The sequence below is a fragment of the Thermomonas alba genome, assembly GCF_022419205.1.
Classification (GTDB): Bacteria; Pseudomonadota; Gammaproteobacteria; order Xanthomonadales; family Xanthomonadaceae; genus Thermomonas; species Thermomonas alba.
In genome coordinates, this window is sequence record NZ_JAJOZU010000003.1 from 411089 (window position 1) to 425863 (window position 14775).

10 protein-coding genes, 1 other RNA gene and 1 pseudogene are annotated in these 14775 nt (G+C 62.4%); 9 read left to right on the plus strand and 3 right to left on the minus strand.

Annotated elements, in window-relative coordinates; all coding sequences use genetic code 11:
* Window positions 1-75: 75 nt before the first annotated feature.
* The 6 genes from rplI to ssrA all read left to right on the plus strand — a co-directional run bounded on the left by rplI (window position 76) and on the right by ssrA (window position 6365).
* Window positions 76-531: a 50S ribosomal protein L9 gene (gene rplI / locus ML342_RS06810; protein WP_240126274.1), complete on the plus strand. Its 456-nt coding sequence runs from the start codon at window positions 76-78 to the stop codon at window positions 529-531.
* A gap of 208 nt (window positions 532-739) precedes the next feature.
* On the plus strand, window positions 740-2155 hold the full coding sequence (locus tag ML342_RS06815; protein WP_240126275.1) for a replicative DNA helicase: 1416 nt from the start codon (window positions 740-742) through the stop codon (window positions 2153-2155).
* 12 nt (window positions 2156-2167) lie between these two features.
* On the plus strand, window positions 2168-3298 hold the full coding sequence (alr, locus tag ML342_RS06820) for an alanine racemase (RefSeq protein WP_240126276.1): 1131 nt from the start codon (window positions 2168-2170) through the stop codon (window positions 3296-3298).
* 329 nt (window positions 3299-3627) lie between these two features.
* Complete coding sequence (locus tag ML342_RS06825) at window positions 3628-5055, plus strand: WS/DGAT/MGAT family O-acyltransferase (protein ID WP_240126277.1); 1428 nt, start codon at window positions 3628-3630, stop codon at window positions 5053-5055.
* 128 nt (window positions 5056-5183) lie between these two features.
* Window positions 5184-5858 carry a YiaD family glycine zipper/OmpA-like lipoprotein gene (locus tag ML342_RS06830; protein ID WP_338064995.1) on the plus strand — a complete coding sequence of 225 codons (675 nt, stop codon included), beginning with the start codon at window positions 5184-5186 and terminating at the stop codon, window positions 5856-5858.
* 153 nt (window positions 5859-6011) lie between these two features.
* Window positions 6012-6365, plus strand: a transfer-messenger RNA (tmRNA) gene (ssrA, locus tag ML342_RS06835).
* A gap of 298 nt (window positions 6366-6663) precedes the next feature.
* Here the strand turns inward: ssrA and ML342_RS12010 are convergent.
* Window positions 6664-6900: a transposase gene (locus ML342_RS12010; RefSeq protein ID WP_084602481.1), complete on the minus strand. Its 237-nt coding sequence runs from the start codon at window positions 6898-6900 to the stop codon at window positions 6664-6666.
* A 367-nt stretch (window positions 6901-7267) separates the two neighbouring features.
* Between ML342_RS12010 and ML342_RS06845 the strand changes: the two genes are divergently transcribed.
* Window positions 7268-11773: an RHS repeat-associated core domain-containing protein gene (locus tag ML342_RS06845; RefSeq protein WP_240126279.1), complete on the plus strand. Its 4506-nt coding sequence runs from the start codon at window positions 7268-7270 to the stop codon at window positions 11771-11773.
* Window positions 11770-12228, plus strand: a complete 459-nt coding sequence (locus tag ML342_RS06850; protein ID WP_240126280.1) for a hypothetical protein — start codon at window positions 11770-11772, stop codon at window positions 12226-12228. Before ML342_RS06845 ends, ML342_RS06850 begins: the two co-directional genes overlap by 4 nt.
* 134 nt (window positions 12229-12362) lie before the next feature.
* Here the strand turns inward: ML342_RS06850 and ML342_RS06855 are convergent, their stop codons facing one another.
* On the minus strand, window positions 12363-13340 hold the full coding sequence (locus tag ML342_RS06855; protein WP_240126281.1) for an IS5 family transposase: 978 nt from the start codon (window positions 13338-13340) through the stop codon (window positions 12363-12365).
* Between the two features lie 658 nt (window positions 13341-13998).
* Window positions 13999-14301 (minus strand): annotated as a pseudogene (locus ML342_RS06860) (transposase); the annotation flags it as partial.
* 45 nt (window positions 14302-14346) lie between these two features.
* Here ML342_RS06860 and ML342_RS06865 point away from each other — a divergent pair.
* Window positions 14347-14775: transposase (locus tag ML342_RS06865; RefSeq protein WP_240126282.1), on the plus strand; the 429-nt coding region annotated here is incomplete at its 3' end.

Here is a 14775-nt window from a genome sequence, read left to right on the forward strand (position 1 = left end):
ACGGGCACGCCCGTCTCATTCGGACAGCAAGCGTTGCGGCGCCGTGCGCGTCGCTAACGAATACGGAGCAATCCCATGCAACTGATTCTTCTGCAGAAAGTCACCAACCTCGGCGGCCTGGGCGATCTCGTCACCGTCAAGCCCGGCTACGGCCGCAACTATCTCGTGCCGCAGGGCAAGGCGGTGCCGGCGACCCCGGCCAACATCGCCGAGTTCGAGGCGCGGCGCGCCGAATACGAGGCCAAGGCGGCCGAAGCGCTGGCAGCGGCCAACGCCCGGCAGGCCAAGCTGGCCGATGCCAGCGTCACCGTCAGCGCCAATGCTTCGACCGAGGGCAAGCTGTATGGCTCGGTCGGTCCGCGCGAAATCGCCGAGGCGCTCACCAAGCAACTGGGCGTCGAGGTGCACAAGTCGGAAGTGGTGATGGGCGAAGGCCCGCTGCGCCACACCGGCGAGTTCGAAGTGACGGTCCATCTGCATGCCGACGTCGATGCCACCGTGAAGGTGGTGGTGGTGCCGGAAGCGGCCTGATCCGACGCGATCGCGATACCACGACGGGCGCCGCAAGGCGCCCGTTTCGTTTGCGTCGGCTGCGTGCGTCGCAAATGGTGAGACGCTCACCGGTTATCCACAAGTTTATCTGCAACACATCCTCGATGCGGACGACTACGATGCCTGCTTTCACCACACAACCACGAGCGGTCCGCGACGACGGGCCGACGGGGGAGCGATGCAGCCGATGAGCGGCAGGTCCGGGCTACGTACAGATGCCAGCTTCCAGACGCGCAACGAGCACAAGGTCGAACAGTTGCGCGTACCGCCGCAATCGATCGAGGCCGAGCAGGCGGTGCTGGGCGGGCTGATGCTGGATCCAAGCGCCTACGATCGCATCGCCGACATGCTGCTGGAGGAGGACTTTTACCGGCGCGATCACCAGCTGATCTACCGCGCGATCCGCGAACTGGTGGAGAAGAACCGGCCGTGCGATGCGGTGACCGTCGGCGAATGGTTCGACTCGCAGGGGATCGGCGAGCAGGTGGCCGGCGGCGCCTATCTGGTCGAACTGGCGGCCAATACCCCGAGCGCAGCCAATATCCGCGCCTATGCCGAGATCGTGCGTGACAAGGCGATCCAGCGACGTCTGATCGATGTCGGCACCAGCATCGTCAATGACGGGTTCCAGCCAGAGGGGCGCGATTCCAGCGAACTGCTGGCCAAGGCCGAGCAGGCGGTCTTTGCGATCGCGGAAGGGCATGCGCGCGGAAAACGCGATTTCATTCCGGTCAAGAACGCGCTGCGCGATGCCTTCGAGGTGCTGCAACGGCGCGCCGAGAACGGCAGCGGCGTCACCGGCCTGCCCACTGGCTATGCGGACTTCGACAGGATGACCGCCGGCCTGCAGCCGACCGACCTGATCATCCTGGCCGCGCGGCCGGCGATGGGTAAGACCACCTTCGCCCTGAACATTGCCGAATATGCGGCGTTGAAGTCGAAGAAGGCGGTGGCGATCTTCTCGATGGAGATGTCTGCCGAACAGCTGGCGCTGCGCCTGATTTCATCGCTCGGCCGGGTCAACGCCAAGCGGTTGAAGACCGGCGATCTGGAGGACGAGGACTGGAGCCGGGTCACCGGCGCCATCGCCCAGTTGAGCAGCGTCAAGATTTTCATCGACGACACTCCCGCGCTGTCGCCAGAGGTGCTGCGCGCCAAGGCGCGCCGGCTCAAGCGCGAGCACGACCTTGGGCTGGTGGTGATCGACTACCTGCAGCTGATGCAGGTGCCCGGTAACAGCGAGAATCGCGCCACCGAGATCTCCGAGATCAGCCGTTCGCTGAAGGGCCTGGCCAAGGAGCTGAACGTGCCGGTGATCGCGCTGTCGCAGCTCAACCGCTCGCTGGAGTCGCGCACCGACAAGCGCCCGCTGATGGCCGATCTACGCGAATCCGGCGCGATCGAGCAGGACGCGGACATGATCGTGTTCATCTACCGCGACGAGTACTACAACAAGGAAAACTCACCGGACAAAGGCCTGGCCGAGATCATCATCGGCAAGCACCGCAATGGCGAAGTGGGCCACTTCAAGCTGAAGTTCTTCGGCGAATACACCCGCTTCGACAACCTCGCGCATGACGATGTGGGTCGCTATGAACAATGAGGCAAGGCTGCCGTGACCGATCCGATGCAGCAGCGTCCGACCCGGATCGTGGTTGATCTAACTGCGTTGGCGGACAACCTGCAGGCCATTCGCGCACACGTCGGGGTGCCGGTGATGGCCATCCTCAAGGCGAATGCCTATGGTCACGGGCTGGTGCCGGTGGCGCGCCACCTGCAGGCGTGCGGCGTGGAGCAGATCGGAGTGGCGTTCGTAGAGGAGGGCATCGCCCTGCGTCGCGCTGGAATCCACGCGCCGATCCTGGTGCTGGGTGGCATCCTCGGGCGCCAGGTGCAGCAACTGATCGAGCATGATCTCGAGATCACCGTCTCCTCACTGGACAAGCTGCGCCAGGTCGAGGAGGCGGCGCAGGCGCTCGGGCGCAAGGCGGTAATCCATCTGAAGATCGACACCGGCATGGAGCGCATTGGGGTGCACAGCTATTCGTGCGGCCCCTTCATCGAGGCAGCGGTGGCCTCGCGCTGGTGCGTGCTCAAGGGCGTGTATTCGCACTTGGCCTGCGCGGACGATCCGGCATCGCCGATGACCGCGCTGCAGGTGGAGCGCTTCCAGGAAGCCTGCGCACACTTCACCCGCATCGGTGCGCCGATGCCGCTGCGGCACCTGGCGAACTCCGGCGGCGTGCTGCATTTCCCCGACACCTGGCTGGACATGGTGCGTCCCGGCATCCTGCTGTATGGGGTGATGCCCGACCCCGCATCGCGGCCGTCGGTGCCAGTGCGCCCGGCGCTGTCGCTGCTGTCGCAGGTGGTGTACTTCAAGGTCGTGCGCGCCGGCCATCCGGTCAGCTACGGCGCCACCTGGGCGCCGGCGCAGGACACCCGCGTGGTGACCATCCCGATCGGCTACGGCGATGGCTGGCCGCGGGCGCTGTCCAACAACGGCGAAGTGCTGGTGCGCGGGCAGCGGCGGCCGATCGTCGGGCGCATCTGCATGGACCAGTTCATGGTCGATCTCGGCCCCGGCGGCACCGCCTACAACGGCGACGACGTGGTGCTGGTGGGAACCCAGGGCGAGCAGACGATCCGCATCGAAGACGTGGCGCAGCGAGCCGGCACCATCGGCTACGAGATCCTGACCAGGCTCAACGAGCGCATCCCGCGCGAATATCTAGGAAAGGTCTGAACAACGCCATCCAGGCGTTGTCAGCCCACGCCAAGTCCGGTGCAGGCTTGGGCTGGGCTCACACGCATCCATCACATGCTTGAGGGATGCGTGGCCGGCCCTCCCTGGCCGGCGGAAACCTTTTATGTCTTGAACACTCCCTACTAAGTTGATCAGAGGTTCCCTTGGGGCACGCGTCCGACGGCTTGAGCTTGACGGCCCGCGTTGACCTCTCGCGCGGCGGCATGATTCACTCAGCGACACCGCTGGGGAGGGGAAGCATGGCCACATCGAAACCGCGTTTGCAGGGTAGCGCCGCGTCGCAGCGTTCGCGCCCAAGGCGTGAGCCGATGTCGCGCGTCGATACCGCCTGGCTGCGGATGGAGCGGCCAACCAACCCGATGATGATCACCGGCGTGCTGATGTTCGCCGAGCCGATGTCGTTGGCGCAGCTCAAGCGGGTGATTCAGCAACGCTTCCTCGCTTATGCCCGCTTCCGCCAGAAGCCGGTGGATGGCGCGACCGGCGCGCAATGGGTGGATGATCCGGATTTCGATCTGGACTGGCACGTGCGTCTGTCCGCACTGCCGGGCCGACCGGGCAAAGCCTCGGAAAAGCGCGCGCTGGAGCGCTTCGTCAGCCAGCTGGCGTCCAGCCCGCTCGATCCGACCAAGCCGCTGTGGCAATTTCATTTGGTCGAACGCTACCAGGGCGGCTCCGCGCTGGTGGCGCGCATCCATCACTGCTACGCCGATGGCATCGCTTTGGTGCAGGTGCTACTTTCGCTGACCGATACCAGCCGCGCACCGTCTGCATCCTCACGCCTGGATCGCGCCTGGCTCAAGCACGAGGCGGTGCCGGTCGCGCGTCGGGTTGGCGCGATGGAGCGCTACATGCAGCTTGGCGGCAAGGCGCTGGAGCAAGGCATGGCGATGATGCAGGATCCATCGCTGGCCACCTTGCTGGCGAAGGAGGGTGGGGAGATCGCGCGCGAGTTGCTCTATGCGCTGGCGCTACCCGACGACCCACCGTCTTTGCTGCGAGGCCGCCTGGGTGTCAGCAAGCGGGTCGCGTGGGCCGAGCCGCTGGATCTGGAGGAAGTGAAAGCGGTCGGGCGCGCGTGTGGTTGCACCGTCAATGACGTGCTGATGGCGGCGGCGGCGGGTGCACTGCGTGGCTACATGCGCGAGCGCGGTGAGGCGCTGGAAGGGGTGACCCTGCGGGCCACGGTGCCGGTCAATCTGCGCCCGTTGGAGCACGCGAAGAAGCTCGGCAACCACTTCGGCCTGGTCTTTCTCGACCTGCCGGTGGGCGAGAGCAACCCGGTGCGGCGCTTACAGCGGGTGGCCGACTGCATGCGCCAGCTCAAGCAGTCGCGCCAGGCGATCGTGGCCTACGGCCTGCTGGCGGCACTTGGCATCGCCCCGCAGCCCGTGCAGGAGCTGGCGCTGGAGCTGTTCAGCCGCAAGGCCAGCGCGGTTGCCACCAATGTGCCCGGGCCGCAGCAGCCGCTCTATCTGGCCGGCTGTGAGCTGCGCGAGATCATGTTCTGGGTGCCGCAGACCGGCTCGATTGGTGTGGGGCTGTCGATTCTCAGCTATCGCGGCAAGGTGCATTTTGGGCTGATCGCCGATGCGCGCCTGATTCCGGATCCGGATGCGGTCGTACGGCGATTCGGAGAAGAGTTCGAAACCCTGCTGTACCTCGCGCTGATGGGCGACTGGAGCCTGCCGCTGGACGCGGAGGGGGCGCAGGCCGTGCTCGCCGAAGCGTCGTAGGCGTGTCGTAGGCCTAACACTGCGGCGCGCGTTCACATTCAGGCCATGTCGTCGCGTCTAGCCTCTGCATGGCGGCCACTCGCGCCAATCACCGTCATGTCATCGCGATCGAGAAGGAGCTCAATATCATGAATAGCCAGCCATTCAAACTTGCCGTGCTCGGTATTTGTCTGGTCGCCTTCGTCTCCGGCTGCGCGTCCTACGACACGCAAGGCGGCTACGACGACCACGCCCGGGCCAAGAAGGGCGCCCTGATCGGTGCCGCCATCGGGGCAGCGGCCGGTCTGCTGAGTGGTCAGGATGCCGTCGAACGCAGGCAGCAGGCGATGATCGGTGCCGGCATCGGTGCGCTGGCGGGCGCCGCGGTAGGCAACTATCAGGATCGCCAGGAAGCCCAGCTGCGGCGCGAAACCGCTGGCACCGGCATCGGCGTGACCCGCGATGGCGATGTGATCAAACTCAATCTGCCCGATGGCGTCACTTTCGACTTCAACCGCAGCGACATCAAGCCTCAGTTCTATCCGCCGCTGAGCGCCATCGCCAACACCTTGCGTGAATACGACAAGACCATCATCGAGGTCAGCGGGCATACCGACAACATCGGCTCGGATGCCGTGAACCAGCGCATCTCCGAGCAGCGTGCCAATGCAGTGGCCAGCTACCTGATCGCGCAGGGCGTGCAGCCGCAGCGGCTCGAGGTCATCGGCTTTGGCAAGCGCTTCCCGATTGCCAGCAACGACACCGAGCAGGGGCGGGCGCTCAACCGCCGGGTGGAAATCCGCATCCTGCCGCTGCGCTCCTGATACGGCTCAGCTGCACGCCCCGGAACCCCGCGCAGGGGCGCGTGCGGCGGCCCGCGTCATTGCCGCAGATGGCAGATGAACGCGATCGCGTGTCGGGCTTGTGAACCACGGTATCGCCCCTATACTTGCACTGTCGTGAGTTCGACGCTTCCCGGGGGTGCACTGGCTTCGACGGGGGTCGCGAAATCGCACGGCGCATGCCGAGGGGGTAGCTTTCCTCGTAAATCCAGCTGCAAACTCATAGTTGCCAACGACGACAACTACGCTCTGGCCGCCTAAGGCCTAGCCCCGAACCCACTTGTGTCCGTGCTCGTGGATGTAGGGTCATCATCACGGAATAGGTGCCGGCGGCGACCCGTCAACCGGCACTGAACCTCAAGCGGGTATGGAGTCCGGCGTGCTTCGCACGGTGTGTTGCCGGCCTCCGAGACCCAACACCGGGCTAAGCATGTAGTGCCGGGCATGGAGTGCCTTCGGACGGCGGTTCGATTCCGCCCACCTCCACCATAATGTGAAATCCCAACCCTTATCGGTTGGGATTTTTTTGTCTGGAGCGCCAGTGTTGGCGCGGTTTTCGGCCTTGGCCTCTTGAGCGCGCCGCTCCTGAAGTCGCCGTTCCAGGCGCGCATTCCGCCGTTTTTCTCTCTCTGTTCTCTGGTGATCTCTTGAGCGTGCAAGTGCCGAATTCGGCTGTTTTCGCGGGTTCAAGGGTGGGCGGTTGCGGTTTTCGTCTGCTCAGGCGCAGGCGACCGAGAACGGAGAACGGCGGGGGCTGTGACGTTCCGTGTGGATGACACTACCCGGCCTATCGTGTTGCCCGTCCGGCAACGGGCGATGCCGTCAGCTTCAGAGCGCCGCGGGTGAGGTCGATGAGGGTGCGCAAGTGCTCGAAGGTGCGGAACCCGCACGCCCTGGCGATGGCGGCCTGGATCGCGGCGCTGATGGATTCGGCCCGGGCGTTCGAGTGGCCTGCAGCCAGCCTGTTGCGGATGCCGTCGCTGTGGGTCTGAACGGTCTTCGCCAGTCGCTTGAACGGCGTCAGACCAGGATGTCGCGCAGCGCTGCTAGGCTCGCGCCATGCGGCAGTGCGTCATGTGCAACCCGTGCAGATCGACCTCGGCCTGGATCCAGTCGGCGGCATTCTTGCGCCAGCGCGTGCGCTGATGGCGGGCAACGTGCCGACCTCGTCCCGCCGCACCGTCTCCAGCGCTTCGTTGGCCAGCTTCACCAGAGGGAAGGGGCCAAAGCACGGCGCGGCGTTATACCGGGCCCGGTTTGTAGTCGCTGGGCAAGGGATTGCGGATAGCCCTGCGGGCTTCGGCAGGGTCACGGTCTGACGCTAGACAAAGAGGGGTTCTCGTTCGCCCAGGTGGCTGCCGCTGGAGTGCGGCTGGCAGCCGGGTGAGGCGATGGGTGCTGCGGACGGTGTGCTTGTCAGGCGTCGGTTTTGTTGGGCATCATATGAAAAATGGGGGGTAAATCGCATCGTGCAATGCGGTGCGCGCAACAAGCAAAAGGGAGAGAAGTTGTCAATGTGGTCGATCGGGAAGGGGCTGCGTCTGTTCGCGGTGCTGGTGGCTATGTTTTTGGCCAGCGGTAAAGCGATGGCTATGATTCAAGTGTGTGTGGAAATTTCTCCGGAATACTCCTATGTTAAGGCGGATGGCACTGTAGTTGTTCAGGCGGCGAAGAGGCATTGCTATCAATATTATACTTCGCTTGATTTTGGGTATGGGGGCTTGGCGAGGCAAGAGAAAAGGTTTGATCAATATCTCGACAGGTGGTACGGCGGGGGTGGCTTTGATCGCGTGACGACGGATAAGGCCAATTCTCGAGATGCCGTAGTTAAGGCGGTGGAACCGGATTGCAATAAGGGTAAGACGCCCCAGAAAACCGACAAGCCTGTTATTATTGCGACGGGCAACAAGGTTCTGGATGAAATGGATTTTATCGTGCCTTCGTACGATGAATATCCATTGGTTGTCGCCAGAAATTACGACAAATCGCTTGTCCGTACTGGGATATTCGGGCCGCGTTGGGCGTCAAGCCTGGAAAGGACGTTGAGCTTCCAATATGGATCGTTGCAATGTCACGGTAGATTGGATCGGATTGAAAGCTGCGCGACAGGCGGTGCCGCCCTTGATGCAATTTATGCAAATCGCAGCAGTGGGTTTGCCTGGAAGTTCACCGCGGCATCTGATGGTCGTTGGGTGAGTGGGGATGAGGCTACCCTCACTGCATCCGGTTCTGGCTGGTTGTTGACCCTCAAGGATGGGTCAAGCGAGCTTTACGATGCCTATGGGCGTCCGCTCAAAGTGTCCGATCCGCGTGGCGTCGGGTTGACCTATGGCTATAACGCCAGCAACCAGCTGGCGACCGTGACGCATTCGTCGGGGCGCTCGCTGGCGTTGTCGTGGGCGGGCGACAAGGTGGCGGCCATCACCGCGCCGAATGGCAAAATCTACCGTTATAGCTACACCGCGGATGGCTACCTTGCCGGCGTCGTGTACCCGGACAACCTGGGTACCCGGACCTACCATTATGAGGATGCAAATCAACCGGGCGGTCTGACCGGAATTTCCATTAATGGTGTGCGGTACTCCCGCTATGCCTATTATCCGGATGGCCGGGTTGCCTGGTCTGGCCTGGAGGGTGGCGTTGAACGGAGCCAGTTTAAATACGGTGCCGATGCAACAGGCGAATATACCGAAGTCACCAATGCGCTGGGGCAGACGACCCGTTACCTGCTGACGAATGTGGATGGTCGCAAGATTGTGACCGGCGTGCGGCGCCCCCTTTCGCCGACCTGTGCGGCGGCCGCGCGCGACACCATGTACGACAGCAAGGGCAATGTTGACTATGAGGTGGACGCATACGGGGTCACGACCGATTACAGCTACGATGACGACGGTCGTCTGATCCAGAAGGTGACCGGAATCGGTTTGAATGGGGAAACCGACCAGAGCCAGATCACCCAGTATGTGTGGGATGCCACATACAAGACCCGTCTGAACGAGGTCAGGGTGTTTGCGGCCAGTACCAACCAGCTTTTGAACACCACCACCTACACCTATTATCCAGACGACGACAGTCGCAGGCGTCTGCTGAAAAGCGTCGCGGTGACCAATTACGGTGGCGGCACGGTCGGCACCCTGGTGACTTCGTACGACTACACCCTCCATCCCAATGGTCTGGTGGCGAGCATGACGGTGGACGGTCCCTTGCCCGGCACCGGGGATGCGGTCACCAAGACGTACGATAAGGCGGGCAACCTGTTGACCGTGACCAACAGTCTGGGGCATGTCACCCGCTATGAGGATTACAATGCACTCGGGTTGCCGGGCAAGGTCACCAATCCCAACGGTGGGGTGACCTGGTACACCTACAACGCCCGTGATCAGGTATTGACCGAAAAACGATACGATGCCGGGGCTTATCAGACCACGACCTACAGCTATGATGCGCGTGGGCGTCTGAGCAGTGTCACCACGCCGGATGGGGTTGCCGTTCGCTATGACTACGACAACTTCGATCGCCTGGTTCAAGTCTCCCGTGACGAGCTGTATTCGTCGTACGCCAAGGACGGCCTGGAGCCGCCGACGGCATTTGAGCGCTATACATACAACCTGCTGAGTCAGGTCACCAAGATCGAAACCGGGCTTGAATACTCCCGGGCGGTGGGGCCTGCCACGCTGCTGTCCTCACAACCCGGAGACGGGATGGGGATGTGGGTGTGTGATCCGGTCGACCCTTCCGATTGTGGCGGGCCCACGCGGATCTCGGTGATCCAGACCACCACCTATCTGGATTACGACACGTCCGGATTTCTCAGTGCGCGCCGCGGGAGCAATGGCCAGCGGGTGACCTACCATTACAACGCCAATGGCGACCTGGATGCCGAGACCGATGCGCTGGGCAACCAGACCACATATGGCTATGACCGGCAGCGGCGGCGCAACCGGATCACGGATGCGATGGGCGGCACGACCTGGACCAGCTACACGCCGCTGGGGCAGATCAGTCAGGTGATCGATCCGCGCGGGTTGGTCACGCAGTATGTGTATGACGGTCTGGGCAATCTGTTGAGCCAGACCAGTCCGGACACCGGGACAACCCGGTTGACCTACAACGCCGTGGGGCAGCAGACGCAGCTGCAGCGGGCGGACGGCAGTGTGACGACGTATACCTACGACGCCCTGGGGCGGCTGGCGACCGTGGCGAGTGGCGGGCAGGTGCGCACGTTCACCTATGACAGCTGCGGCAATGGCAAGGGGCAGCTGTGTCAGGCGACCACGACGGGCGGCACGGCGACCACGACCCGGTTCACCTATACCCCGTGGGGGCAGGTGGCGACCCGGCAGGACAGCGTCAACGGTGCCACCGATACCACCACCTACAGCTACGACGGCATGCAGCGGCTGACGGGGATCCAGTATCCCAGCGGTGTGCGCGTGGGGTATGGCTATGCCGACGGGCATCTGTGGCAGATCACGGCCACGGTCAACGGTGTCACGATGCCGGTGGTGGCGTATGGGGAGTATCGTGCCTTTGGCCCTGCGACGATGGTGCAGTATGGCAACGGGCTGAGCGGTGGCCGCAACTACGATGGCAGCGGCCGGCTGACGGGGATCAGCACCAGTGACGTCTCGGGCCCGCTGCAGAGCCTGACCTATGGGTATGACGTGGCGAACCGGATCACGGCGATCACCCACGGGGTGCAAGCGGCGCTGACCCAGCGGTACGGCTATGACGGGCTGGGCCGGCTGACCAGTGCCGCATTGGCGGGCGGCAACGTAAGCACCTATGCCTACGATGCGGTGGGCAACCGGACGCAGCAGGACGACACCCTGCCGGCGGGGAGCATTCGGTATGTTGTGGCTGGGGACAGCAACCGGCTGCTGCAGGTGATCCGCAACGGCCAGGGGTGGGGGTTGAGCTACGACGCCAACGGGTCGGTGACGGCGTACACGGACAGCGCCGGGGTGAGGCATACCCTGGGGTATGATCCGTTTGGCCGGCTGGCGCAGCATACGGCACAGGGCGCGACCACGTGGTACACGGTGAACGCGCTGGACCAGCGGGTGGCCAAGCGCACCCCCAGCGGGTCAAGCCGCTATGTGTATGGGGGGTTCAGCCAGCTGCTGGCTGAGAACACCAACGGCCAGTGGACCAGTTACATCTACAACGGCAGCGAACCGGTGGCGCTGGTGCGCAACAACCAGCTGTATGACCTGCACACCGACCACCTGGGCCGGCCGCAGCTGGCGACGGATGCCGGCCAGCAGGTGGTGTGGAAGGCGGCGAATAGCGCATTTGGTCGCAGCGTGACCCTCGACACCTTCGGCGGGCTGAACCTGGGCTTCCCGGGGCAGTACTACGACGCCGAATCCGGCCTCTGGCACAACGGCTACCGCGAATACGAGGCCAGCCTGGGCCGCTACCTGCAGTCCGACCCGATCGGGCTGGTGGGGGGTGTGAATACGTATGCCTATGTCGGGGGGAATCCGGTTTCGTTTGTTGATCCGTTAGGTTTGAAATGCACTTACTCGCAAACTACCGGGGCAATTAGTTGTGTGGATGATAAAACCGGGCAAATATATTATTCGGCTACAGGATATGCGGGGACTGGTCAGGGTAGAAATAATCCGTCCGCCCAGGGCATGCAAGGAATAGGTCCGATTCCGAGAGGCGTGTGGCAGTTGATTGGCAAATGGTACGACAGTCCTAACACGGGTAGAAATACTGTTGTTCTTAAGCCGTTGGCTGGAAATGAGTGCGAAGGTTCGGGTAGGGACTGTTCTTCTTTTAGAATTCATGGAAACAATAAAAGAAACGATGCATCTCATGGGTGCATTGTCTTGCCTCCCGACAGAATTAAAATTCCGATTGGCGAGACGGTTGAGGTGGTTGAGTGAACATAAAATATGCTTTGTTCGCTATTTTTTTAATTTGGTTTCCGGCGTCTAATGTTTATGCAAATGGATTGGAGTTAGTTGAACTAATCGATGGGAGGGAGATAAGGGTTCAATTGTTTAATGGTGTGCCTTTATCTGGGTCGTGTTCGGGGTGGCGATGGGGGGCTGAGGGCGAGTGCCCTTCAATGCAGATATCAGAAATTAATATCGATGTTGATGGCAAGGAGATTTTTATCCCGCGTTCAGCTTATTCGGACCTGGCTGCGCCCACGAAGATCAAATTGTTGCCCGGGAAAAAGAATACGGGTTTCGATTTGGTTATTTCTGGCGGTGATGCGGCGCTTGCTTTTCAGGCAGTATTATCGTTCTCTTTCAATAGAATACTGCAAAGAAAAGTTTTCTCTATGGAATTTAAGGATAAGGCTTGGGAGCAAACCCGATACTCCTTTCCGTAAGCCTCTAGGGAAGGTCTGAACAACCCGCCCTGACGCCTCGATCCCGGCCTTCCAAGGCAGATTTTTGTCTCGAATGCCGTTCCAATGCCCTGTATACGCGCCGTTTCCGGCGCTTTCAGGCGGGTTTCCCCGCCTTACAGGCGCACCAACCCTGTCGCCGGCATCAACTGCCGGCGCACCATCCACAGATTCGACAGCGCAAACAGCGTCAGCACCTGGGCCGCGTTCTTCGCGATGCCGCGGTAGCGCACCTTCATGTAGCCGAACTGCCGCTTGATCACCCGGAACGGGTGCTCCACCTTCGCCCGCAGGCTCGCCTTGTAGCGCTCCCAGCGCTCGGCGTAGCGCCGCTCGCGCTGGTTCTTCATCGCGCGCAGCTTCGACGGCTTCTCCGCGATCAGGAACGCCGCCGCCACGTCCCGCAGCTCCTCGCGCTTCTCGGCACCCGTGTAGCCGCTGTCGCCGCAGACGGTGTCCTCCTCGCCGTGCAGCAGCTTGTGCGCCTGCGTCACGTCCGCCACGTTCGCCGCCGTGCATTCCACGTGGTGTACCAGACCGGACACGTCATCGACGCCAATGTGCGCCTTCATCCCGAAGTACCACTGGTTGCCCTTCCTGGTCTGGTGCATCTCCGGGTCGCGCTCACCATCCTGGTTCTTCGTCGAACTCGGCGCGTTGATGATCGTCGCATCGACGATCGTCCCCGACCGAAGGCTCAGACCCTTGCGCTGAAGGTGGGCATTGACCTGCGCAAACAGCTTCTCGGCCAGCCCGTGCGTCTCCAACAGCCGGCGGAAGTTGAGGATCGTCGTCTCGTCCGGGATGTCGGCAAGCCCGCCCAACTGCGCGAAGCGGCGCATCACCGGCGTGTCCACCAGCGCCTCTTCCATCGCCGGATCAGACAGCGCGTACCACTGCTGCAGGAAGTGAATGCGCAGCATCGTCGCCAAGGGGTAGGGCTGCCGGCCGGGACGGCCCGATTGCGGGTAATGCGGCTCGATCAAGGCCAGCAGCGCCTTCCACGGCACCACTTGGTCCATCTCCGCCAGGAACACCTCACGCCGCGTGCGCTTGCGACCCATGCCTTCGGCATCACCGAACGATAGCTGCATCGAACTCACCCTTGAACCGATGACCCATTCTCGCTGAAAGTGGCGGAGTTGTTCAGACCTTCCCTAGCAGGGCAGCCGAATACGGAGAGTCTTGTCTCTGCGATTCTACATGACGTCTTTCAGCCATATGTCGATGCTGCGCGCACGGGATTGAAATTTGGGGGGTGCATGCTAGTGTGTGGTGCAGACGCAACCATTGGTGTTACGCCAAGCACCTTCCTTCAGAATCGCGCACAGGGTGTTGCGCTGAGTGCGGCGGACAAGGCAGCGAAACAAGTTATTGATGATGTGACCCGAGCTTGTATGTCCAGAACGGCAGAGAGGATTGGCGCAAAGTTAGCAGCTAAAGTGACGCCGGGAGTAAATGCAATAGATGCTGGGCTTACTGCCTATGATTTTGGTACATGCACACTCAAGTGCGGTCCAGGTTTGTGAGAGATGCGAATTCTCGTCATTATTTTTTCGTCCTTTGTGGCCATTGGTTGCGTCTACTTCGCCGCCTTGCTGAAGCACGCAAAAGCTCATGATCTAAGGAAGGTCTGAACAACCCGCCCTGACGCCTCGATCTCGGTCTCCCAAGGCAGATTTTTGTCTCGAATGCCGTTCCAATGCCCTGTATACGCGCCGTTTCCGGCGCTTTCAGGCGGGTTTCCCCGCCTTACAGGCGCACCAACCCTGTCGCCGGCAACAACCGCCGGCGCGCCATCCACAGGTTCGACAGCGCAAACAGCGTCAGCACCTGCGCCGCGTTCTTCGCCAGGCCGCGGTAGCGCACCTTCGTGTAGCCGAACTGCCGCTTGATCACCCGGAACGGGTGCTCCACCTTCGCCCGCAGACTGGCCTTGTAGCGCTCCCACCGCTCGGCGTAGCGCCGCTCGCGCTCGTTCTTCATCGCACGCAGCTTCGACGGCTTCTCCGCGATCAGGAATCCGGCGTCCACGTCCTGCAGGGCACTTCTCGAAACCTCCCTCCCCCTTGCAGCCCGTGAGCCGGCATGATGGCGCCCATGAGCACATCGCGCATCAAGCCCTCGTCCTTCTGGCGCTCTCAGCCCGGCGCTGACCTGTTCGTGCAAGACCAACGCCAAGCCAAGCTCGGCGGCTTCATCGCCAACCTGGCAGCAATGGACGAACTGATCGACTTCGCGGCCATTGCCGCCCGGGTCGACACCGCCTGCCCTCGCGCTGACCGTAGCAAAGGCGGGCGCCCGCCGTACCCCACCGAGGTGATGGTGCGGCTGCTGTTCATCCAGTCGCTGTACAACCTCAGCGACGAGGACTGCGAGTACCAGGTGCTGGACCGCATGAGCTTCCAGCACTTCTGCCGCCTGGACGGAGCACTGCACATCCCCGATGCGCGCACGCTGTGGAGTTTCAAGCAGCGCTTGGCCCAAGGCGGTCTGGGCGGCCGCGCCATCTTCGAGGCGGTGAGCCTG

Excerpts from the sequence above, each read along its gene's own strand:
- ML342_RS06825 (WP_240126277.1), top strand. The coding sequence starts at position 3,628 with ATGTCGCGCGTCGATACCGCCTGGCTGCGGATGGAGCGGCCAACCAAC.
- ML342_RS06815 (WP_240126275.1), top strand. The coding sequence starts at position 740 with ATGAGCGGCAGGTCCGGGCTACGTACAGATGCCAGCTTCCAGACGCGC.
- rplI (WP_240126274.1), top strand. The coding sequence starts at position 76 with ATGCAACTGATTCTTCTGCAGAAAGTCACCAACCTCGGCGGCCTGGGC.
- ML342_RS06855 (WP_240126281.1), bottom strand. The coding sequence starts at position 13,340 with ATGCAGCTATCGTTCGGTGATGCCGAAGGCATGGGTCGCAAGCGCACG.
- ML342_RS06845 (WP_240126279.1), top strand. The coding sequence starts at position 7,268 with ATGGGTGCTGCGGACGGTGTGCTTGTCAGGCGTCGGTTTTGTTGGGCA.
- ML342_RS06830 (WP_338064995.1), top strand. The coding sequence starts at position 5,184 with ATGAATAGCCAGCCATTCAAACTTGCCGTGCTCGGTATTTGTCTGGTC.